Origin of the sequence: Serratia sp. (in: enterobacteria) (assembly GCF_052400455.1) — a bacterium.
GTDB classification, from domain to species: domain Bacteria; phylum Pseudomonadota; class Gammaproteobacteria; order Enterobacterales; family Enterobacteriaceae; genus Serratia; species Serratia ureilytica.
On the sequence record NZ_CP185812.1, the window covers coordinates 2,842,978 to 2,863,283 of the forward strand.

Sequence of the window (20,306 nt, forward strand, 5' to 3'; positions counted from 1 at the left end):
TTCTCCATTACTCGCGGTTAACAATGGCACGCCCCTGCCACAGGGCTCCGCGCAAACGCGCGAACGTCCGGCCGTACCGTAAGTGATGTGGCCCACGCGCAGATCGCAGGCAAAAAAAAGCCGGCAGACGGGCTGCCGGCATTGCGCATTACTCGAACTCGTTCCAGGAACGGCCGTCGCGGGTGATCATCGCCACCGAGGCCACCGGCCCCCAGGTGCCCGCCTGATAAGGCTTAGGCGCTTCGTTGTCGGCTTTCCACGCGTCCATGATGGAGTCGACCCACTTCCAGGCCTCTTCCACTTCGTCACGGCGCACGAACAGCGCCTGAATACCGCGCATGGTCTCCAGCAGCAGGCGCTCGTAGGCGTCCGCCACGTGCTCCTGGTTGAAGGTTTCCGAGAAACTCAGATCCAGCTTGGTAGTCTGCAGGCGGTGCTTGTGATCCAGCCCCGGCACCTTATTCAACACCTGAATTTCGATGCCTTCGTCCGGTTGCAAACGAATGGTCAGCTTGTTTTGCGGCAGCTGCTGATAAGAGTCGCTGAACAGGTTAAGCGGCGGATTCTTGAAGTACACCACCACTTCCGAGCATTTGGTCGGCAGACGTTTACCGGTACGCAGATAGAACGGCACCCCGGCCCACTGCCAGTTGTCGATGTCCACGCGGATGGAAACGAAGGTCTCGGTGCTGCTGCTCTTGTTCGCCCCTTCTTCTTCCAGATACCCCGGCACTTTCTTGCCCTGAACGAAACCGGCGGTGTACTGACCGCGCACGGTGGTTTCCCGTACATTGGTCTGATCGATGCGGCGCAGCGAACGCAGCACCTTCACCTTCTCGTCGCGGATGCGGTCGGTGGTCAGATCCGCCGGCGGCGACATGGCGATCATGGTCAGGATCTGCAGCAGGTGGTTCTGGATCATGTCGCGCATTTGGCCGGCCTGATCGAAGTAGCCCCAGCGCCCTTCGATGCCCACCTCTTCCGCCACGGTGATCTGCACCGAATCGATGGTGCGGTTGTCCCAGTTGGACGCGAACAGCGAGTTGGCGAAACGCAGCGCCAACAGGTTCAACACCGTCTCTTTGCCGAGGTAGTGGTCGATGCGGTAAACCTGGGACTCGTTGAAGAACTCCGCCACCTGATCGTTGATCACGCGGGAGGACGCCAGATCGGTGCCCAACGGTTTCTCCATCACCACGCGCGCCGGCTCATGGTTCAGCTTGGCTTCGCCCAACCCTTTGCAGATGGCGCCGAAGGTGCTTGGCGGCATAGCGAAGTAGTTGATGGTGGTGCGGTGCTTCTGATCCAGCATTTTACCCAGTTTGGTAAAGTTCTTGCTGTCGTTGACGTCCAGGTTGCAGAAGTCCAGGCGCGCGCTCAGCGTGGCCCAGAGTTCGTCATCCAGCTTTTCCTTCATGAAGGTGCCAAGCGCTTCCTTGACCACTTCGGTATAGGCTTTTTTATCCCACTCCGCGCGGCCGACGCCGATGATCCGCGTATCCGGGTGGATGTGTCCGGCTTTCTCTAACTGGTACAGGGAAGGCAGCAGCTTACGGCGCGCCAAATCACCTTTCGCGCCGAAAATAACCAGGTCACACGCCTGGGCTGTAGAGGTTACCGCCATGTTCATCTCCTCGTTGCAGGATATTTGTAATTTTCTTACATTACTAATGTACTCTGTTTGACTACGGCCAGCAAACCCGGCGCAGAAGCAGAAAAAAGACGTAAAGATCTCAGTGGTAGCGCCACTGCGCGCCGACGCCCTCACAGGCGGGCAAAAATGTAATTTTTCGTCTTTTTTGACGCTCTGTTACCATTATGAAAGTTAGACACAGGTCATATTCTGGTGAAAAAAGCCTGCATACGCCCTGTCGAGACTGCCAACGGTTACCAGCACGTAGTATATTTTCACTAAACCGGCATTGATTTCTCCTTTGTTTGCAATCGACATACCCTATCGATTTCAGGTTACAGCCGCTCGTTTGGCGTCTGCTTGCACGGCGAACACGGGCGAAATTCGGCGCTGTTGCTTGAAAGCCACAGGGATAAAACCATGAGTGACTCTCGTTATATGAATACGCTGGACAAAATCCAGAGCCATCTGGAGCTCCTGAGCAAATCTGAAAGGAAAGTCGCCGAGGTGATCCTGGCCTCCCCGCAGACCGCCATTCACTCCAGCATCGCCACGCTGGCGCGCATGGCCGACGTCAGCGAACCCACCGTCAACCGTTTTTGCCGTCGCCTTGATACCAAAGGCTTTCCCGACTTCAAACTGCATCTCGCCCAAAGCCTGGCTAACGGCACGCCCTACGTGAACCGCAACGTCGAGGAAGATGACAGCGTCGATTCCTACACCAGCAAGATCTTCGAATCGGTGATGGCCAGCCTGGATACAGTAAAGGCAAATTTGGATATTGCCGCAATCAATCGTGCGGTTGACCTGCTCACCCAGGCAAAAAAGATCTCTTTCTTCGGTCTGGGCGCCTCCGCCGCCGTGGCCCACGACGCGATGAACAAATTTTTCCGCTTCAATATTCCGGTGGTCTACTTCGATGACATCGTCATGCAGCGCATGAGCTGCATGAACTCCGGCGAGGGCGACGTGGTGGTGTTGATCTCTCACACCGGCCGCACCAAGAACCTGGTGGAAATGGCCCACCTGGCGCGAGAAAACGACGCCACGGTACTGGCTATCACCTCGCGCGACACCCCGCTCGCCCAGTCGGCGACCCTCGCGTTGCTGCTCGACGTGCCTGAAGACACCGACGTTTACATGCCGATGGTGTCGCGGATCGCGCAATTAACGCTCATTGACGTGCTCGCCACCGGATTTACCTTGCGCAGAGGGGCTAAATTCAGAGATAACTTGAAGCGGGTCAAAGAAGCGCTCAAAGAATCGCGCTTTGATAAAGGCGTAGTCATTCCCAACAGTTTTGACTCGTAACCCGACGAAGAAAAAAGTCGCCGTTCAACAGACATTTGAATGGCGACATCAGAGGCTGTACCCTGTTAATACGCTCATGCGGGTAACCCGGGTGAAATATCAGTGTTGTAAAATTACATTTCACGCCTGGTTTCGTTATCCGACGTTATCGCAACGCCAATATTTGCTTCACCAGTCAACGGAGTAATACATGTCCAGACGGCTCAGAAGAACCAAAATCGTTACCACCCTGGGTCCGGCTACAGACCGCGACAATAATCTGGAAAAGATCATTGCCGCCGGCGCCAACGTAGTTCGGCTTAACTTCTCCCACGGCAGCCCGGAAGATCACCAGGCTCGCGCAGACAAAGTTCGCGAAATCGCTGCCAAACTGGGACGTCACGTCGCTATCCTCGGCGATCTGCAAGGGCCGAAAATCCGCGTTTCCACCTTCAAGGAAGGCAAAATCTTCCTCAACGTGGGCGATAAATTCCTGCTGGACGCCAACCTGTCAAAAGGCGAAGGCGATAAAGAAAAAGTCGGTATCGACTATAAAGGCCTGCCTGCCGACGTCGTGCCGGGCGACGTCTTGCTGCTCGACGACGGCCGCGTTCAGCTGAAAGTGCTCGAAGTTCAGGGCATGAAAGTGTTTACCGAAGTGACCGTTGGCGGCCCGTTGTCCAACAACAAGGGCATCAACAAACTCGGCGGCGGCCTGTCGGCCGAAGCGCTGACCGAAAAAGACAAGGCGGACATCGTCACCGCCGCCAAGATCGGCGTCGACTACCTGGCGGTCTCCTTCCCGCGCACCGGTGAAGACCTGAACTATGCTCGCCGCCTGGCGCGCGACGCAGGCTGCAACGCCAAGATCGTGTCCAAGGTTGAGCGCGCCGAAGCGGTCTGCAGCGACGAAGCGATGGACGACATCATTCTGGCCTCCGACGTGGTGATGGTCGCCCGTGGCGATCTGGGCGTCGAAATCGGCGATCCGGAACTGGTCGGGATCCAGAAGAAACTGATCCGCCGCGCCCGTACTCTGAACCGCGCGGTGATCACCGCGACTCAGATGATGGAGTCGATGATCACCAACCCGATGCCGACCCGCGCCGAAGTCATGGACGTGGCCAACGCCGTGCTGGACGGCACCGACGCCGTCATGCTGTCGGCGGAAACCGCTGCCGGCCAATACCCGGCGGAAACCGTGGCGGCGATGGCGCGCGTTTGTCTGGGCGCCGAGAAGATCCCGAGCATCAACGTTTCCAAACACCGTCTGGACGTGCAGTTCGACAATATCGAAGAGGCGATCGCCATGTCTTCGATGTATGCGGCCAACCACCTGAAAGGCGTCACCGCGCTGATCGCCATGACCGAGTCCGGCCGCACCGCGCTGATGATGTCACGCATCAGCTCCGGCCTGCCGATCTTCGCCATGTCGCGGCATGAGCACACGCTTAACCTGACCGCACTGTATCGCGGCGTGACGCCGGTGTATTTCGACAGCCACAAAGACGGCGTCATCGCCGCCAACGAAGCCGTCAATCGCCTGCGCGACAAAGGCTTCCTGGTCTCCGGCGATCTGGTGATCGTCACCCAGGGCGACGTGATGGAAACCGTCGGCACCACCAATACCAGCCGCATCCTGCGCGTCGAGTAATTCACGCCGCAGACGAAATGCCGGCCGGCTCACCTAGGCCGGCATTTTTTTTGCTCTGACACTGCCATGACGACGGAGAACGCCATGCTCCACCAGCACAATCCCGCCTCGACCTGTGATGAGCTCGAGCTCGACGGACGCGGCCTGACGCAGCTCGACGAATCGCTGTTTGCCGGCCACGCGCTGCGCAAGGTCAGCCTGTACGACAATCGGCTGACGGTCTTCCCTACTTCCCTATTCCGGCATCGCAACCTGCAGGTGCTGAATATCTCTTGCAATCAGCTCGAGCATCTGCCGTCGGAGATTGGTCAGTTGCAACAGCTCGAGATGTTCGATTTTGGTCACAACCGCGCGAGCGAACTGCCTGAAACATTGGGGCGACTGCACCGGCTGAAATACCTCTACCTGAGCGATAACGGCTTTAGCGACCTGCCGCGTGCGCTGGCGCAACTGCAGCAGTTGGTTTACCTCAACGCGACCGATAACCAGCTGACCGCCTTGCCGCAGGCAATACCGAGGCTGGCGGCGTTGCAGGAGCTGCGTTTATACAACAATCGTATCCGCAGCCTGCCCGGCGAAATCGGGCAACTGCGCGCGCTGCGCGAGTTGCATATCATGAAAAATGCCCTGACCACGCTGCCGGCGGAAATGGCTCTGCTCGGCGAGCTTGAAATACTCGATGCGGCCAACAATGCCATCACCGAACTGCCGGCAGCCTTCTGCCGCCTGCCGCGATTGAGCGAGCTGAACCTGCGTTTTAATCAGCTGACGCGCCTGCCGGAAAATATCGGTGAGCTCACGGCGCTGAGAAGTCTGGATCTGCGCGCCAACCGCCTGAGCGGTCTGCCGGAAAGCCTCGGTGAACTGAGCCGGCTGCGCAAGCTGGATCTGCGCTGGAATGATTTCACCCACACGCCCAACGTCATTGAGATCCTGCGGGCGCGCGGCTGTATGGTGCACATATGAAGTGACGCCGGCCAGGGTGTGGCCCGACCGGCGTTAGCGGTAGATAGGATTAACGATACAGATCGTCGCGCGAGTAGGGTTCAATCTCCCCTTCCTTGCGCGTCTTCAACAGTTTGAGGATCCAGGTGTACTGCTCAGGGTTCGGGCCCACCAGATTCTCCACCTCTTCGTTCATGCGGCGGGCAATGCGCGGATCGTCCGCTTCGGCCAGATCGTCCATCGGCTCGCGAATATAAATATCCAGCATGCTGGTTTTGCCGTCGTACACCGGGAACAACGGCACGATCGCCGCACGACACACTTTCATCAACCGCCCGACCGCCGGCAACGTCGCCTTATAGGTGGCGAAGAAGTCGACAAACTCACTGTGCTCAGCGCCGTGATCCTGATCGGGCAGATAGTAACCCCAATATCCCTGGCGAACCGAACTGATAAACGGTTTGATGCCGTCATTGCGCGCGTGCATGCGGCCGCCGAATTTACGACGCACGGCATTCCACAGGTAGTCGATCAGCTGATTGCGCTGATTGTGGAACATCGCCGCCATCGGTTGACCGCGCGCGGCCATCAACATCGCCGGCACATCCACCGCCCAGCCATGTGGCACCAGGAAAATCACGTTGCGCCCTTCCGCGCGGATCTTGTCCAACACCTCTTCACCGTGCCAACGCACGCGCTTGAGCACTTTTTCCGGTTTGGTGCAGGCCAGTTCCGCCATCAGCACCATCGACTGCGGCGCACAGGCGAACATCTGGTCGATAATGTGCTCACGCTCGCTTTCCGGCAGTTCCGGCAAGCAATACAGCAGGTTGATGCGGGCACGACGACGCGCCCCTTTCGCCAGCTTGCCGGCCAGTGTGCCGATCGCCCCCAGCACCGGATCGCGCAGGCGCGCAGGCACCAGAGAAACGCCGGCCATCAGGCCGGTTCCCAGCCACACGCCCCAGTAGCGCGGGTATAAAAAGGCTTTTTGAAACTGCGGGATGAACTCTACGTTCGATTTCTTCTCGTTTTGCATGCACATGCTCTTCGCTTAGCAATTCGGCTAATCATAATTGCCATCACCAATTTTGCAATTAACAACCGCGAACCGCCCAGATAAAACAGCATCGGCCCGCAATCAGGCCGATGAAATTAACGGCGCCGGAGCGCCGGAATAAGGGGGACGTTAATCCAGTTGCAGCTGAGGAACCACTTCCTTCACCTGCGCCAGATAATCGCTGCGGTCTTTGCCGCTCAGGCCTTCGGAACGCGGCAGCTTGGCCGTCAGCGGGTTCACCGCCTGTTGACCGGTCCACAGTTCAAAGTGCAGGTGCGGCCCGGTGGAACGGCCGGTGTTGCCGGAGAGCGCTATGCGATCGCCACGCTTCACCTTCTGGCCCGGTTTCACCAGCAGCTTTTTCAGGTGCATGTAGCGCGTGGTGTATTGGCGGCCGTGGCGGATCGCCACATAGTTGCCGGCTGCGCCGCTGCGCTTGGCGATCACCACCTCGCCGTCGCCGACCGCCAGCACCGGCGTGCCGACCGGCATGGCAAAATCGACGCCTTTGTGCGGCGCCACGCGGCCGGTCACCGGGTTCACCCGGCGCGGGTTGAAGTTGGAGGAGATGCGGAACTGTTTCATGGTTGGGAAACGCATGAAGCCGCGCGCCAGGCCAGAGCCCTGGCGATCGTAGAACTTGCCGTCCTCGGCGCGGATCGCATAGTAATCTTTGCCGCCCGTGCGCAGACGCACGCCCAACAGTTGGCTTTGCGATTTCTTGCCGTCGAAATGTTCGCGCGACATCAGCACGGAGAACTGGTCGCCCTTGCGCAGTTTGCGGAAATCGAGCTGCCATTGCAGCGCCTTGATCACCGCATTGATTTCGTTACGGCTCAACCCGGCGTCGCCTGCGCTGCTGACGAAGCTGCCGTTAACGCGGCCGCTGATCACGTTGTTGCGCCATTCGCCCTGCTGCGCCTCTTTCGACTCTTTGAAGCTGTTGCCGACGCGATCATAGGTGCGGGTTTCGCGACGAGAAACCTCCCAGGTCAACTGCTGCAGATCGCCCGCTTCGTTCACGGTCCACGACAGCTGTTGGCCGATCTTCAGGTTGCGCAGATCGCGGTTTTGCGAAGCCAGCAGCGTGACATCCGACATATCGATGCCGTACTGCGTCAGAATGCTGCCGAGGGTATCGCCGGTGGAAACCACATATTCATGCACGCCATCATCGCCGGCATCCTTCTGGTCCAGCTCATCCTGCGGGATTTCGTCATCGGGGGTGGGTTGGTCGGCATCTATCGGTTCACTGGCTTCGGGGAGCAATGACCGCAACTGGCTGGATTCTAACTCGACGCTCTTGGCGATGGGATTGTGTTCTGGGTGGTAAACAAAAGGCCGCCAAACAGCGACGGCCAATGTGACGACTGTCAGCGACCCCAGCATGACGCGGTGGGGCCGTGGCAGGTTGTTATACGCCAGAGCGATAGTTCGGACTATCTGCTGCACTCGATATTATCCTCATAAGCTTACTTCAGGCAGCTCACGTACTGGCTTGACAGCTGTGTCAGGAATTTCCCGTAGCTGTCCTTCCCCAGCGCGATGCCGATGCCCAGCGGGTCCAGCGTTCCGGAACGCACAGTGGTACCCTTGGCGACGGCATTGATTACGGCCGGCCTGAATTGTGGCTCAGCAAAAACGCATACCGCTTTCTGCTCAACCAACTGTGTTCGAATTTGGTGTAGGCGCTGTGCTCCAGGCTGAATTTCGGGATTGACGGTAAAATGGCCCAGCGGACTCAAACCGTAGTGTTTCTCAAAGTAGCCGTAAGCATCATGAAAAACAAAATAACCCTTACCTTGCACAGGCGTAAGCATGTTACCAACATTTTTGTCAGTTTGCGTCAGCAGATTCTCGAACTGGCGCAGGTTTGCGTCTAATTTGTCCTTATTTTGCGGCATAAGTTCCAACAATCTGTCGTGAATCGCGATCGCGGTCACTTTTGCCACCTCCGGCGACAGCCAAACGTGCATATTGTACTCGCCGTGATGATGCCCATGATCGTCATCAGCATGATTATGCGCCTCGCCTGCATGATCATGATCGTCGTCATCTTCGCCTTTCATCAGCAGCGGCTTCACCGCGGGCAGTTCGCTGATGGCGAGTTTGCGGGTTGCCGAGATAGGCACCAGCGCCTTGGTCAGGAACGCTTCCATGTCCGGTCCGACCCACAGCACCAGGTCGGCAGAACGCAAACGCTGAATATCGGAAGGCCGCAGCGCGAAGTCGTGCGGCGAAGCGCCATCCGGCAGCAGCACCTCGGTCGGCGTCACGCCGTCGGCGATAGCCGAAGCGATAAAGCCCAGCGGACGAATCGTCGTCACCACCGCCGCGGAAGCGCTGCTCAGCGGGCCGGCCATCACGAGTGCGCTGGCCAGCAGCGTGCGCTGCAGCCATTTATTTTTCTGTGCCATCATCAGTAATCCCATCGTTTTCATCAACAAGGCGTGATATTATAACATTCGCTTCGTTCTGCAACCTGTAATCTCGAGATGTCTACACTGATAACGCTAAAAAATATCTCCGTCGCCTTCGGCAGCCGCAAGGTGCTGTCGAATATTTCCCTCAGCCTGCAGCCCGGCCGTATTCTCACCCTGCTGGGCCCGAACGGCGCGGGTAAATCCACGCTGGTGCGCGTAGTGCTGGGATTGGTAAAACCGACCGCCGGCACGCTGGAGCGTGAGCCCGATCTGCGCATCGGCTACGTGCCGCAAAAGCTGCACCTCGACGCTACCCTGCCATTGACCGTCAGCCGCTTTATGCGCCTGAAGCCGGGCGTAAAGAAAGCCGACATTCTGCCGGCGCTCAAACGCGTGCACGCCGCCCACCTGCTCGACCAGCCCATGCAAAAGCTCTCCGGCGGCGAAAACCAGCGCGTGCTGCTGGCGCGAGCGCTGCTGAATAAACCGCAGTTGCTGGTGCTGGACGAACCCACGCAAGGGGTGGACGTCAATGGCCAACTGGCGCTGTACGATCTGATCGATCAGCTGCGCAAGGAGCTGGGGTGCGCCGTGCTGATGGTCTCGCACGATCTGCATCTGGTGATGGCGAAAACCGACGAGGTGTTGTGCCTCAATCAGCACATCTGCTGCTCCGGGGCGCCGGAGGTGGTCTCGATGCATCCCGAATTCATCGCCATGTTCGGCAACCGCGGCGCAGAGCAGCTGGCGGTGTATCGCCACCATCACAACCACCGTCACGACCTGCAGGGAAGAATTGTCTTGAAGAAAACCGGGAGCCGCGAAGCATGATCGAATTGTTACTTCCCGGCTGGCTGGCCGGGGTGTTGTTGGCCGGCGCCGCCGGGCCGCTGGGCTCCTTCGTGGTCTGGCGCCGCATGTCCTACTTCGGCGATACCCTGGCGCACGCCTCGCTGCTCGGCGTCGCCTTCGGTCTGCTGCTGGACATCAATCCTTTCTATGCGGTGATCGCCATTACGCTGCTGCTGGCCCTGGCCCTGGTGTGGCTGGAGCGCCGCCCGCAGCTCTCGGTGGATACGCTGCTCGGCATTCTGGCCCACAGCGCGCTGTCGCTGGGGCTGGTGGTGGTGGCGCTGATGTCCAACGTGCGGGTCGATCTGATGGCCTATCTGTTCGGCGATCTGCTGTCGGTCACGCTGAGCGACATCGTGATGATCGCCGGCGGCGTCGCCGTGGTGCTATTGGTGTTGTGGTGGCAATGGCGCGATCTGCTGTCGATGACCATCAGCCCTGAGCTGGCGCACGTCGACGGCGTCAATCTGGCGCGGGCGCGCACCGTGCTGATGCTGGTCACTGCCTTGACCATCGGTCTGGCGATGAAATTCGTCGGCGCGCTGATCATCACCTCGCTGCTGATCATCCCGGCGGCCACCGCTCGCCGCTTCGCGCGCACGCCGGAGCAGATGGCGGGCATCGCGGTGCTGCTCGGGATGGTGGCGGTTACCGGTGGCCTGACCTTCTCGGCGTTTTACGATACGCCTGCCGGCCCTTCGGTGGTGCTCTGCGCCGCCGTGCTGTTCACGCTGAGCCTGTTTAAAAAACAGCAGGCTTGATTAAAACCGGGATATGACAAGGGCCGCATCTGCGGCCCTTTCTTATTGGCGGATTAAAAACTTACGCTTCGCGTTCGAGGCCGAAATGCCGGTAGGCGTGCTGCGTCGCCAGACGGCCGCGCGGCGTGCGCTGGATAAAGCCCTGCTGGATCAGGAACGGTTCGATCACGTCTTCGATGGTCTCGCGCTCTTCGCCGATCGACGCCGCCAGGTTATCCAACCCGACCGGGCCGCCGGTAAACTTGTCGATAATCGCCAACAGCAGTTTGCGATCCATATAGTCGAAGCCTTCGGCATCGACGTTAAGCATATCGAGCGCCTGCGCCGCCACCGCGCCGCTGATCACGCCGTTGGCGCGCACTTCGGCGAAGTCGCGCACCCGGCGCAACAGACGGTTGGCGATACGCGGCGTGCCGCGCGCGCGGCGGGCTACCTCATGGGCGCCCTCGTCGGACAGCTCCAGCCCCAGGCAGCCGGCGCTGCGCGAGACGATGTGCTGCAGATCCGCCACCTGATAAAACTCCAGCCGCTGGACAATGCCGAAGCGATCGCGCAGCGGTGAGGTCAGCGAACCGGCGCGGGTGGTTGCACCCACCAAGGTAAACGGCGGCAGATCGAGCTTAATCGAACGCGCCGCCGGCCCTTCGCCGATCATGATATCCAGCTGATAGTCTTCCATCGCCGGATACAGCACCTCTTCCACCACCGGTGACAGGCGGTGAATCTCATCGATGAACAACACGTCATGCGGTTCAAGGTTGGTCAGCATCGCCGCCAGATCGCCCGCCTTCTCCAGCACCGGGCCGGAGGTGGTACGCAAATTCACGCCCATTTCGTTGGCCACGATGTTGGCCAGGGTGGTTTTCCCCAGCCCCGGCGGACCGAAGATCAGCAGGTGGTCGAGCGCGTCGCCGCGCTGCTTGGCCGCCTGGATGAAAATCTCCATCTGCTCGCGCACGTGCGGCTGGCCCACATATTCGGTCAGCAGCTTGGGACGAATGGCGCGATCGAGGACTTCTTCCTCGTTGAGCGGTTCGGCGGAGATCAGGCGATCGGCTTCAATCATTATCTACCTCTTAGCGGCCTTACAAAGCAGCGCGCAACGCGTCGCGGATCAGGGTCTCGCAGTCGGCACCCGGTTTGGCAATTTTGCTGACCATGCGGCTGGCTTCCTGCGGCTTATAGCCCAGCGCCACCAATGCCGAGACCGCTTCGGCCTCCGCATCCGCCTCAGGCGCTTTCTCAGCGGCGGACGGCAAGCTGATCTCGCTGCTGTTGAACAGATCGCCGTTGAGCCCTTTGAAGCGGTCTTTCATCTCTACCACCAGGCGTTCGGCGGTTTTCTTGCCCACGCCCGGCAGCTTGACCAGCGCGGTGATCTCTTCACGCTCCACCGCGCTGACGAACTGCTGCGCGGACATGCCGGACAGGATCGCGAGCGCCAGTTTCGGCCCGACGCCGTTGACCTTGATCAGCTCGCGGAACAGCGCGCGCTCTTGCTTATCGTTGAAACCATACAGCAGCTGCGCGTCTTCGCGCACCACGAAGTGGGTAAACACGATGGCCTCTTGCCCCAGTTCCGGCAGCTCGTAAAAGCAGGTCATCGGCATGTGCACTTCATAGCCCACGCCGTTCGCCTCCAATAACACTAGCGGCGGCTGCTTTTCCAGAATATTTCCTCTGAGACGACCTATCATTTACCCTCCTGCAGAATGACCGGGCATGGCGCCCTGCCATGCCGTTGCTGGTAAAGCTTATAACATAAAAAAGGCTGGATGAATATCCAGCCTGAGCAATCATCGCTTCGCGTCAGCGCAAACGCCCGCGCGCCAGGTTAAGCCGCCCTTCGCTCATCCGCAGCACGTTCTGGCTGAGGTGGCAGTGGGTGATGGCGATAGCCAGGGCGTCGGCGGCGTCCGCCTGCGGGTTGGCCGAGAGTTTGAGCAGCGAGCGCACCATGTGCTGCACCTGCGCCTTTTCGGCTGCGCCGGTGCCGACCACGGTTTGTTTGACCTGCCGCGCCGCATACTCGAACACTTCCAGATTCTGATTCACCGCCGCGACGATCGCGACGCCGCGCGCCTGGCCGAGCTTGAGCGCCGAATCCGGGTTCTTGGCCATAAACACCTGTTCGATGGCGAAGAAGTCGGGCTGAAACTGGGTGATGATCTCGCTGACGCCGGCGTAAATCAGCTTCAGCCGCGTCGGCATGTCGTCCACCACCGTGCGGATGCAGCCGCTGGCGATATAGCTCAACTGGCGCCCCTGCTGGCGGATAAGGCCATAGCCGGTGACGCGTGAGCCGGGATCGATACCGAGTATGATCGCCATATCTACATCCACCTTGCATGCACGGCGCCGCCTGATGGCGGCGCCCGTTTTACCGGATTACAGCGTCGCCGCCACTTCGTCGGAGATCTCACCGTTATGGTAAACTTCCTGCACGTCGTCGCAGTCTTCCAGCATATCGATCAGGCGCAGCAGCTTAGGCGCCGTTTCCGCGTCCATGTCGGCCTTGGTCGATGGGATCATCGACACTTCCGCCGCTTCGGCTTCGAAGCCTGCCGCGGTCAGCGCGTCTTTCACCGCGCCCAGGCTTTCCCAGGCGGTGAACACGTCGATGGCGCCATCGTCATAGGTCACGATGTCTTCCGCACCGGCTTCCAGCGCCGCTTCCATCACGCTGTCTTCATCCAGGCCCGGTGCGTAAGTGATTACGCCCTTCTTGGTGAACAGGTAGGCAACGGAACCGTCGGTACCCAGGTTGCCGCCGCATTTGGTGAAGGCGTGACGCACTTCCGCCACGGTGCGGTTACGGTTGTCACTCAGGCATTCAATCATGACGGCGGTGCCGCCAGGGCCGTAGCCTTCGTAGATGATGGTTTCCATGTTGGTATCATCATCGCCGCCCACGCCACGCGCGATCGCCCGGTTCATGGTGTCGCGCGTCATGTTGTTCGACAGCGCCTTGTCCATCGCCGCGCGCAGACGCGGGTTGGAATCCGGATCGCCGCCGCCCAGCTTCGCGGCAGTGACCAGCTCACGAATAATCTTGGTGAAAATTTTACCGCGCTTGGCGTCCTGCGCCGCTTTACGGTGCTTTGTGTTGGCCCACTTACTATGACCTGCCATAAAAAATCTCCGAAAAAAACTACTGGACTGAATTGATCACGAACTCTTCAATCGCCTGCTGATTGCTCCACGACTTGGTCAACTTCACGGCCTCGGCCGCCTCAAGCCATTGGTAAGCGTGATGCTCGGTAATCACCGGATCGCGCTCCTCGGGCAACGCCAGACAGAACCAGTGCTCTTTATTGCGCGTGGTTCCCGGCGCATAGCGATGTCGCAAATGGACAAAGAGTTCAAACTCCACGCAGCGTTGGCAATCGAACAACGGCAGGTGCTCTGCTTCGATATCGATGCCGACTTCTTCCATGACTTCACGCCGCGCGGCATGCGGTGGCGACTCATCCTGCTCCAGACTGCCGGTGACCGACTGCCAGAACTCGATATCGTCGCGCCGCTGTAACATCAGCACCCGACCACTGGATTTCGCGTAAATCACTACCAGGATAGATTCAGGGCGCTTATAACTCATCACTCGCTCTCTTGTTCCGCACCGGCTTTCTTTACCACGCTGATCGCCAGCTCCTGCAGCGACGCCGGGTTGGCGAAGCTCGGGGCGTCGGTCATCAGACAGGCCGCCGCGGTGGTTTTCGGGAAGGCAATCACGTCGCGGATATTGTCGGTGCCGGTCAGCAGCATCACCAGACGGTCCAGGCCGAAGGCCAGGCCGGCGTGCGGCGGCGTGCCGTACTTCAGCGCGTCCAGCAGGAAGCCGAACTTCTCGCGCTGTTCGTGTTCGTCGATGCCCAGAATGCTGAATACCGTCTGCTGCATTTCGCTGCGGTGAATACGCACCGAACCGCCGCCCACTTCGTAACCGTTGATGACCATGTCATAAGCGTTGGCGATAGCGTTGACCGGCGCTGCGGCCAGCTCTTCCGGGCTCATGTCGCGCGGCGAGGTGAACGGGTGGTGCATCGCCGCCAGGCCGCCCTCTTCGTCTTCTTCGAACATCGGGAAGTCGACCACCCACAGCGGCGCCCAGCTGTCGAGTTGGGTCAGCCCCAGATCGCGCCCCAGCTTCAGGCGCAGCGCGCCCATCGCATCGGTGACAATCTTGAAGCTGTCTGCGCCGAAGAACAGGATGTCACCGGTCTGCGCGTCGGTACGCGCCAGGACAGCTTCCAGCACTTCCGCGCTGAGGAATTTGGCGATCGGGCTCTGCACGCCTTCCATGCCGGCGGCGCGGTCGTTGACCTTCAGCCAGGCCAGGCCTTTCGCGCCGTAGATGTTGACGAAAGCGCCGTACTCGTCGATCTGCTTGCGGGTCAGCTGTGCGCCGCCCGGTACGCGGATCGCCGCCACGCGGCCTTTGGCGTCGTTGGCCGGGCCGGAGAACACTTTGAACTCGACGTCCTTGACCAGGTCAGCCACGTCCACCAGCTCCAGCGGGTTACGCAGGTCCGGCTTATCGGAACCAAAGCGACGCATCGCTTCGGCGAAGGTCATGACCGGGAAATCGCCCAGATCCACACCCTTCACGTCCAGCCACAGTTCACGCGCCAGTTTCTCCATCACTTCACGCACCTGGTCGGCGGTCATGAAGGAGGTTTCGACGTCGATCTGGGTAAATTCAGGCTGACGGTCCGCACGCAGGTCTTCGTCACGGAAGCATTTGACGATCTGATAGTAACGATCGAAGCCGGACATCATCAGCAGCTGTTTAAACAGCTGCGGAGACTGCGGCAACGCGTAGAATTTGCCCTTGTGCACGCGGCTCGGCACCAGGTAATCGCGGGCGCCTTCCGGCGTCGCTTTGGTCAGCATCGGCGTTTCGATGTCGAGGAAGCCGTGGCTGTCCATGAAGCGGCGCACGAAGCTGGTGATTTTGGCGCGGGTCTTCAGACGCTCGGCCATTTCCGGGCGGCGCAGATCCAGGTAGCGGTATTTCAGGCGCGCTTCTTCGCTGTTGACCTGGTTGGAGTCCAGCGGCAGCGGCTCGGAGCGGTTGATGATCTCGAGCGCGTGGGCAAACACTTCCACTTCGCCGGTGGCCATATCTTTATTGATCTGGCTGTCCGGACGCGCACGCACGGTGCCGACGATCTGGATGCAGAACTCATTGCGCAGGTCGTAGGCCTTGTCGAACGCCACTTTCTCGTCCGGATCGAAGAACACCTGCACGATGCCTTCGCGGTCGCGCATATCAATAAAGATCAGGCCGCCGAGATCGCGACGACGATTGACCCAACCACACAGAGTGACTTCCTGGCCCACGTGGGACAGATTCAACTGCCCGCAATATTCAGTACGCATACGCTATCCTTTTACACAGCCGATGCCGCGCCGGGCTACTGCGCCCCTGTCGCGCGGCTGTTATCTGATAAATTCTACTTGTTACCCGGTTTAAAATCCGTCGCATACCAGCCGGTGCCCTTAAGCTGGAAACCGGAAGATGAAATCAACTTGGTCAACGCGGGCTGCCCACACGCCGGGCAGTCTGCCAGCGGCGCATCGGAAAATTTTTGCAATTTCTCTAACCGATGGTTGCAAGCACCACATGCATATTCATAAATCGGCATAGGTCGTTGGATTAAAGAGTGTTGAAAAAAGGGAGTCATTATAAAGGAAATTCATCCGCCCGATAAGTGCGAACACAGCATTGTTACTGCACTAAATGGCGCGTTTTTGTTCGAATCAACACATCGGTTAACAAATTTCCCATTAACCTGCGACAGTTTTTTCACGTAGCCTGATTCTCCCCCGGTTTTGCGCCGAACGCAGCTCGCCCGACGCGCCGAACAGTTTTTATCCACTTCGCAACGAGATGAAATCCATGCTGAAACTTGACGCTCAAACCACCGCTCTGGTGCTGATCGATTTGCAAAACGGCATTCTGCCCTACGCCGGCGGCCCGCACGGCGCCGACCAGGTGGTGGCGAACGCCGCCCTGCTGGCCGCGCGTTTTCGCATGCTGGGCGCGCCGGTGCTGTTGGTGCGAGTCGGTTGGTCAGACTCCTTCGCCGAGGCGCTGAAACAACCGGTGGATAAACCGGCTCCCGCGCCCGCCGGCGGTTTGCCGGCCACCTGGTGGGAGTTCCCCGCGCCGCTGGCGGTCTGCGACAGCGATATTCTGATCACCAAGCGCCAATGGGGCGCCTTCTACGGCACCGATCTGGACTTGCAGCTGCGCCGTCGCGGCATCAAATCCGTAGTCTTGGGCGGCATATCCACCAATATCGGCGTGGAATCCACCGCCCGCGCCGCCTGGGAACACGGCTATGAGCTGGTGATCGCCGAAGACGTCTGCAGCGCGCAGAACGCGGAAATGCACCGTTTCGCGTTCGAACACATCTTCCCGCGTTTGGCGCGGGTGCGCGACACCGGCGAAATTCTTGCCGCGCTCGACCGGTAACGTTAAGTTGTAGCCTGATAAGCCAAGCACAAGTAAAGGAAGACAAGCCGTGATCTACATCGGACTGCCACAGTGGCAACATGCAGCCTGGAACCGTATCGGGCTGCGCGACTTGGCGGATTACAGCCGCTACTTCAACTGTGTGGAGGGCAACACCACCTTCTATGCGCTGCCGAAGCTGGAAATCGTGCAGCGCTGGCGCGACATGACCGGCGACGATTTTCGCTTTTGCTTCAAATTCCCGTCGGACATCAGCCATAAGGCCGCCCTGCGCAACTGCGCCGCCGAGCTGCAGGCGTTTTACCACTGCCTGAGCCCGGTGCATCAACGCATCGGGCAATTGTGGCTGCAGTTGCCAGCCGCCTTCGGCCCCGATGAGCTGCCGCGCATGTGGCAGTTCTTCGAAAGCCTGCCGCAGGAGTTCACTTACGGCGTCGAAGTGCGTCATCCGGCATTTTTCGCCAAAGGCGAGGAAGAGCGCGCGTTGAATCAGGGGCTGCATCAGCGCGGCATCAATCGGGTGATCCTCGACAGCCGCCCGGTGCATCACGCCGCCCCTAATACCGCCGCCGTGCGCGATGCCCAGCAGAAAAAACCGAAGCTGCCGGTGCACGCGTTAGTCACCGCCGACCAACCGCTGGTGCGCTTTATCGGCGGCGACCAATTGGCCGACAACCTGCGCTGGTTCGAAGCCTGGCAGCAAAAACTGCCGCTGTGGCAGCAACAGCATCAACCGTATCTGTTTATTCATACGCCGGACAACGGCGATTCACCCCAGCAAGCGCAAAAAATTTGGCAGCAGCTTCGCCGGGCGATCCCCGATTTGCCTGCGCCGCCGGACTGGCCAGAGCAAGATGCACTGTTTTGACCTATTAATCTGACCAATAACATCAAATATTTCCCCGCGACAGTGAATACAATGACGGCTATGATGCTGGCTGCCAGTTTTGGTTAGGGAACGGAGTTAAAAATGGTAAGCGCGCTTTATGTGGTGCTCGGCGCATTGTTGTTGATCAAACTCTCTTATGACGTTGTCAGATTAAGGATGCAGTACCGCGTAGCCTACGGCGACGGCGGTTTTTACGAATTGCAGACCGCCATCCGCGTGCATGGCAACGCCGTTGAATACATTCCTATCGCTGCTGTATTGCTGGTGATTATGGAAATGAACGGCGCGGAAATATGGATGATCCACCTTTGCGGCCTGATGCTGATGGCCGGGCGACTGGTGCATTACTACGGTTTGCGCAACCGCGAGGTTCGCTGGCGTCGTTCGGGCATGGCCGCGACCTACATCTCTTTGTTGTTGATGGTTCTGGCAAATATCTTCTATCTGCCCTGGGATCTGATTTTCAGCCTGCATTGATCCCGTTTTATCATCAGGCGGCCGCGCCGCCTGCTTCCGCTCCGCTTTTTTACGCTTTTCTGTTAGACTACGCAGCTTCGAATTCTGAACTGATTTGCCGCTATGCCAAACCGCGATACTCTTTTCTCAGCCCCCATCGCCAAACTGGGCGACTGGACCTTCGACGAACGCGTCGCCGAAGTGTTTCCCGACATGATCCAACGCTCCGTTCCCGGCTATTCCAACATCATCTCGATGATCGGCATGCTGGCCGAACGTTTTGTGCAACCCGACAGCCGGGTGTATGACCTGGGCTGCTCGCTGGGCGCGGCGACGCTGTCGATGCGGCGGAATATCAGGGTGCCCGACTGCACTATCGTTGCCGTCGACAATTCGCCGGCGATGGTGGAACGTTGCCGCCGCCATATCGACGCCTTCCGCGCCGACACGCCGGTAGACGTCATCGAAGCCGATATTCGCGACATCGACATCGAAGACGCCTCGATGGTGGTGCTGAACTTTACGCTGCAGTTCCTCGAACCTGCCGATCGCCTGCGCCTGCTGGAAAAAATTTATCGTGGCCTGCGCCCGGGCGGCGCACTGGTGCTGTCGGAAAAGTTCAGCTTTGAAGACGCCGAAGTCGGCGAGCTGCTGTTCAACATGCACCACGATTTCAAGCGCGCCAACGGGTACAGCGAGCTGGAGATCAGCCAAAAACGCAGCATGCTGGAAAACGTGATGCTGACCGACTCGGTGGAAGCGCACAAGGCGCGTCTGCAACAGGCCGGATTCGAGCATGCCGAAGTGTGGTTCCAGTGCTTCAACTTCGGTTCATTGATCGCTCTGAAAGCGGGGGATGCGCAATGATCGAGTTTGGTGACTTCTATCAGCGCATTGCCAAGAGCCCCCTCAGCCACTGGCTGGATACGCTGCCCGCTCAGCTGAGCGCCTGGCAGCGAGAATCGCTGCACGGCAAATTCAAGCAGTGGTTCAACTCGGTAGAGCATTTGCCGACGCTGACTCCCACCCGTCTCGATCTGCTGCACGGCGTGCGCGCCGAGATGGAGCCGGGGCTGTCGCCGGGCCAGCTTGAAGGCATCGAGAAAATGCTGCGCACCCTGATGCCGTGGCGCAAAGGGCCCTTCTCGCTGTATGGCATCGATATCGATACCGAATGGCATTCCGATTGGAAATGGGATCGCGTACTGCCGCACATTTCTCCGCTGGCCGGCCGCACCATTCTCGACGTCGGCTGTGGCAGCGGCTATCACCTGTGGCGCATGATTGGCGCCGGCGCACACTTCGCCGTGGGTATCGATCCGATGCAGCTGTTCCTGTGCCAGTTTGAAGCCGTGCGCAAACTGTTGGGCGGCGATCAGCGCGCCCATCTGCTGCCACTCGGCATCGAGCAGTTGCCGGATCTGGCGGCGTTCGACACCGTGTTCTCGATGGGGGTGCTGTATCATCGCCGCTCGCCGCTCGATCATCTCCATCAGCTGAAAAATCAGCTGGTGGCTGAAGGTGAGCTGGTGCTGGAAACGCTGGTGGTGGAAGGCGACCGTCACCAGGTGCTGGTGCCGGGCGATCGTTATGCGCAGATGCGCAACGTGTATTTCATCCCTTCCGCCGAAGCGCTGAAATGCTGGCTGGAGAAGTGCGGCTTTGTCGACGTGAAGATCGCCGATATGTGCGTCACCAGCCTCGAAGAGCAGCGACGCACTGACTGGATGACCAGCGAATCGTTGGCCGAATTCCTCGATCCGAACGATCGCAGCAAAACGGTCGAAGGCTATCCGGCGCCGCTGCGCGCCGTGCTGACCGCCAAAAAGCCCTAGCGCACGCTAATCGGGCCGGCCTGCGCC

Annotated in this window: 21 protein-coding genes; 10 read left to right on the top strand and 11 right to left on the bottom strand. The window is 59.3% G+C overall.

All coding sequences use genetic code 11. The features are described 5' to 3' along the window. Window positions 1-148 precede the first annotated feature (148 nt). Window positions 149-1,624: a glucose-6-phosphate dehydrogenase gene (zwf, locus tag ACORQT_RS13755; RefSeq protein WP_033643346.1), complete on the bottom strand. Its 1,476-nt coding sequence runs from the start codon at window positions 1,622-1,624 to the stop codon at window positions 149-151. Window positions 1,625-2,071: 447 nt separating this feature from the next. On the opposite strand from zwf, the gene ACORQT_RS13760 reads away from it, so the two are divergent. The 3 genes from ACORQT_RS13760 (at window position 2,072) to ACORQT_RS13770 (ending at window position 5,543) form a co-directional block, all read left to right on the top strand. After that, entirely contained in the window at window positions 2,072-2,944 is an 873-nt protein-coding gene (locus ACORQT_RS13760; protein WP_042784735.1) for a MurR/RpiR family transcriptional regulator, read from the top strand. 190 nt (window positions 2,945-3,134) lie between these two features. Next, the gene (gene pyk / locus ACORQT_RS13765) at window positions 3,135-4,577 is read left to right on the top strand and encodes a pyruvate kinase (RefSeq protein ID WP_019452801.1); all 1,443 of its coding nucleotides are present in this window, start codon (window positions 3,135-3,137) and stop codon (window positions 4,575-4,577) included. Between the two features lie 84 nt (window positions 4,578-4,661). Continuing rightward, a complete protein-coding gene (locus ACORQT_RS13770; RefSeq protein WP_042784736.1) occupies window positions 4,662-5,543 on the top strand; it encodes a leucine-rich repeat domain-containing protein in 882 nt (293 codons plus the stop codon). 49 nt (window positions 5,544-5,592) lie between these two features. Here the strand turns inward: ACORQT_RS13770 and lpxM are convergent, their stop codons facing one another. The 3 genes from lpxM to znuA all read right to left on the bottom strand — a co-directional run bounded on the left by lpxM (window position 5,593) and on the right by znuA (window position 8,999). Continuing rightward, window positions 5,593-6,561: a lauroyl-Kdo(2)-lipid IV(A) myristoyltransferase gene (lpxM, locus tag ACORQT_RS13775; RefSeq protein ID WP_042785718.1), complete on the bottom strand. Its 969-nt coding sequence runs from the start codon at window positions 6,559-6,561 to the stop codon at window positions 5,593-5,595. A gap of 150 nt (window positions 6,562-6,711) precedes the next feature. After that, on the bottom strand, window positions 6,712-8,034 hold the full coding sequence (gene mepM, locus ACORQT_RS13780; RefSeq protein ID WP_033643350.1) for a murein DD-endopeptidase MepM: 1,323 nt from the start codon (window positions 8,032-8,034) through the stop codon (window positions 6,712-6,714). Between the two features lie 20 nt (window positions 8,035-8,054). Next, window positions 8,055-8,999 (bottom strand): zinc ABC transporter substrate-binding protein ZnuA, encoded by a 945-nt coding sequence (znuA, locus tag ACORQT_RS13785; protein WP_033644289.1) that lies wholly within the window; start codon window positions 8,997-8,999, stop codon window positions 8,055-8,057. Window positions 9,000-9,077: 78 nt separating this feature from the next. On the opposite strand from znuA, the gene znuC reads away from it, so the two are divergent. Next, window positions 9,078-9,836 (top strand): zinc ABC transporter ATP-binding protein ZnuC, encoded by a 759-nt coding sequence (znuC, locus tag ACORQT_RS13790; RefSeq protein WP_004932357.1) that lies wholly within the window; start codon window positions 9,078-9,080, stop codon window positions 9,834-9,836. Continuing rightward, on the top strand, window positions 9,833-10,618 hold the full coding sequence (gene znuB, locus ACORQT_RS13795) for a zinc ABC transporter permease subunit ZnuB (protein WP_033643351.1): 786 nt from the start codon (window positions 9,833-9,835) through the stop codon (window positions 10,616-10,618). The genes znuC and znuB overlap by 4 nt, the downstream gene beginning before the upstream one ends. Window positions 10,619-10,679: 61 nt before the next feature. Here znuB and ruvB read toward each other — a convergent pair whose 3' ends face one another. From ruvB to ACORQT_RS13830, 7 genes are all read right to left on the bottom strand, one after another. Next, window positions 10,680-11,684 (bottom strand): Holliday junction branch migration DNA helicase RuvB, encoded by a 1,005-nt coding sequence (gene ruvB / locus ACORQT_RS13800; protein WP_444859181.1) that lies wholly within the window; start codon window positions 11,682-11,684, stop codon window positions 10,680-10,682. 19 nt (window positions 11,685-11,703) lie between these two features. After that, on the bottom strand, window positions 11,704-12,315 hold the full coding sequence (ruvA, locus tag ACORQT_RS13805; protein WP_033643353.1) for a Holliday junction branch migration protein RuvA: 612 nt from the start codon (window positions 12,313-12,315) through the stop codon (window positions 11,704-11,706). A 112-nt stretch (window positions 12,316-12,427) separates the two neighbouring features. After that, window positions 12,428-12,949: a crossover junction endodeoxyribonuclease RuvC gene (gene ruvC / locus ACORQT_RS13810; protein ID WP_004932367.1), complete on the bottom strand. Its 522-nt coding sequence runs from the start codon at window positions 12,947-12,949 to the stop codon at window positions 12,428-12,430. A gap of 57 nt (window positions 12,950-13,006) precedes the next feature. Next, the gene (locus tag ACORQT_RS13815; RefSeq protein ID WP_004932370.1) at window positions 13,007-13,750 is read right to left on the bottom strand and encodes a YebC/PmpR family DNA-binding transcriptional regulator; all 744 of its coding nucleotides are present in this window, start codon (window positions 13,748-13,750) and stop codon (window positions 13,007-13,009) included. Window positions 13,751-13,769: 19 nt separating this feature from the next. Further along, window positions 13,770-14,216 (bottom strand): dihydroneopterin triphosphate diphosphatase, encoded by a 447-nt coding sequence (gene nudB, locus ACORQT_RS13820; RefSeq protein WP_042784738.1) that lies wholly within the window; start codon window positions 14,214-14,216, stop codon window positions 13,770-13,772. Beyond that, the gene (gene aspS / locus ACORQT_RS13825) at window positions 14,216-16,000 is read right to left on the bottom strand and encodes an aspartate--tRNA ligase (protein WP_033643354.1); all 1,785 of its coding nucleotides are present in this window, start codon (window positions 15,998-16,000) and stop codon (window positions 14,216-14,218) included. The genes nudB and aspS overlap by 1 nt, the downstream gene beginning before the upstream one ends. Before the next feature lie 74 nt (window positions 16,001-16,074). After that, window positions 16,075-16,305 carry an FmdB family zinc ribbon protein gene (locus ACORQT_RS13830; protein WP_320204121.1) on the bottom strand — a complete coding sequence of 77 codons (231 nt, stop codon included), beginning with the start codon at window positions 16,303-16,305 and terminating at the stop codon, window positions 16,075-16,077. A gap of 215 nt (window positions 16,306-16,520) precedes the next feature. On the opposite strand from ACORQT_RS13830, the gene ACORQT_RS13835 reads away from it, so the two are divergent. From ACORQT_RS13835 to cmoB, 5 genes are all read left to right on the top strand, one after another. After that, window positions 16,521-17,099, top strand: a complete 579-nt coding sequence (locus tag ACORQT_RS13835) for a hydrolase (RefSeq protein WP_033643355.1) — start codon at window positions 16,521-16,523, stop codon at window positions 17,097-17,099. 52 nt (window positions 17,100-17,151) lie between these two features. Continuing rightward, window positions 17,152-17,967 (top strand): DUF72 domain-containing protein, encoded by an 816-nt coding sequence (locus ACORQT_RS13840; protein WP_096242837.1) that lies wholly within the window; start codon window positions 17,152-17,154, stop codon window positions 17,965-17,967. A gap of 102 nt (window positions 17,968-18,069) precedes the next feature. Further along, the gene (locus tag ACORQT_RS13845; protein ID WP_004932387.1) at window positions 18,070-18,465 is read left to right on the top strand and encodes an MAPEG family protein; all 396 of its coding nucleotides are present in this window, start codon (window positions 18,070-18,072) and stop codon (window positions 18,463-18,465) included. A gap of 102 nt (window positions 18,466-18,567) precedes the next feature. Then, window positions 18,568-19,311 (top strand): carboxy-S-adenosyl-L-methionine synthase CmoA, encoded by a 744-nt coding sequence (cmoA, locus tag ACORQT_RS13850; RefSeq protein WP_042784741.1) that lies wholly within the window; start codon window positions 18,568-18,570, stop codon window positions 19,309-19,311. Further along, entirely contained in the window at window positions 19,308-20,279 is a 972-nt protein-coding gene (cmoB, locus tag ACORQT_RS13855; protein ID WP_072627505.1) for a tRNA 5-methoxyuridine(34)/uridine 5-oxyacetic acid(34) synthase CmoB, read from the top strand. The genes cmoA and cmoB overlap by 4 nt, the downstream gene beginning before the upstream one ends. The last annotated feature ends 27 nt before the right edge of the window (window positions 20,280-20,306 follow it).